The sequence below is a fragment of the Dietzia sp. SLG310A2-38A2 genome (assembly GCF_014145095.1).
Taxonomy (GTDB): domain Bacteria; phylum Actinomycetota; class Actinomycetes; order Mycobacteriales; family Mycobacteriaceae; genus Dietzia.
Genome location: NZ_JAALDX010000461.1, coordinates 1 through 1,050, shown reverse-complemented (window position 1 = coordinate 1,050; position 1,050 = coordinate 1). Strand labels below are relative to the sequence as shown.

At 70.2% G+C, this 1,050-nt stretch carries 1 protein-coding gene and 1 pseudogene; both read left to right on the top strand.

The genetic code is table 11. The features are described from left to right. Positions 1–253: 253 nt before the first annotated feature. Entirely contained in the window at positions 254–835 is a 582-nt protein-coding gene (locus G6027_RS15075; protein WP_182637883.1) for a sigma-70 family RNA polymerase sigma factor, read from the top strand. Next, positions 832–1,050: pseudogene (locus tag G6027_RS15070) on the top strand (hypothetical protein); the annotation flags it as partial. The gene G6027_RS15075 and the pseudogene G6027_RS15070, both read left to right, overlap by 4 nt.

Below are 1,050 nucleotides of genomic sequence, written 5' to 3'. Positions count from 1 at the left end.
CCCCGGTCCCGCATCCGCGGGACCGGGGCCCGCTCGTCGTGCGGCGACCGGTGATGTCGTCCCGCACGGCTCCGAGCGGCTACGCTGGGCCCTCACCGGATGACCTCCCGCACAGGGGTCGCAGAAGTATCCTGTGCCCACGCCCCGCCGGCCGCCACGGTCCGGACGTGAGACCGCGACGTCCGGCGTCGCACCCCTACAGAAAGGCCGTGCCCCGTAGCACACCCGTGTAACGAGAGGCCCCCCTAATTCGATGACAGGTACAGCAGACGAGTTGGAGTTCGCCGTCGCCGCCGCGGTCAAAGGAGACCGTACGGCGGCCACGCGGGTACTCGAACTCGTCCGTCCCGGGGTGGTGCGGTATTGCCGCTCCCGCGTCGGGGGTGCGGAGAGGGTCAACCTTTCTGCTGACGATGTCGCACAGGAGGTGTTGATCGCGGTGCTCTCGGCGTTGCCCGGGTACCGGGATCAGGGACGTCCCTTCATGGCCTTCGTGTACGGGATCGCGGCACACAAGGTCGCGGACGCGCACCGGGGCGCCGCACGGAACAAGTCGGATCCAGTGGAGTACCTCCCGGAGGTGCTCTCGACGGAGACGGGGCCGGAGGATCACATCCTCGACGGCGAGGTGACCAGGGCGATGAGCCGACTACTGGGAACCCTGCCCGAGAAGCAGAGGGAGATCATCCGACTGCGAGTGGTCGTAGGACTCTCCGCGGAGGAGACCGCGGAGATCGTGGACAGTACGGCCGGAGCCGTGCGGGTGGCCCAACACCGGGCCATGAAGCAGCTCCGGGCGAGGATCGAGCAGGACGGAGAGGAGCGATGGCGATGAACGACGACGATGTCGACCCCGGCACCCGGGACGACGCCGCCTCGCTCGACGCGCACGGTCCGGACTCGGAGGCGGTGGAGCGTGACGAGGAGCTCCTCGGCGTCCTCGGTGCGGGGGACTGCCCCGCCGGCTCCGACGCCCTGGCCGCGCTGCTCGCCGACTGGCGCGGTGAGGTCTCCTCCGCGCCCCTGCCCGAGTTGCCGGGCGAGGAGGAG

Bases quoted from the DNA above. Each gene is read 5' to 3' on its own strand.
- G6027_RS15075 (WP_182637883.1), top strand. From the start codon at position 254: ATGACAGGTACAGCAGACGAGTTGGAGTTCGCCGTCGCCGCCGCGGTC.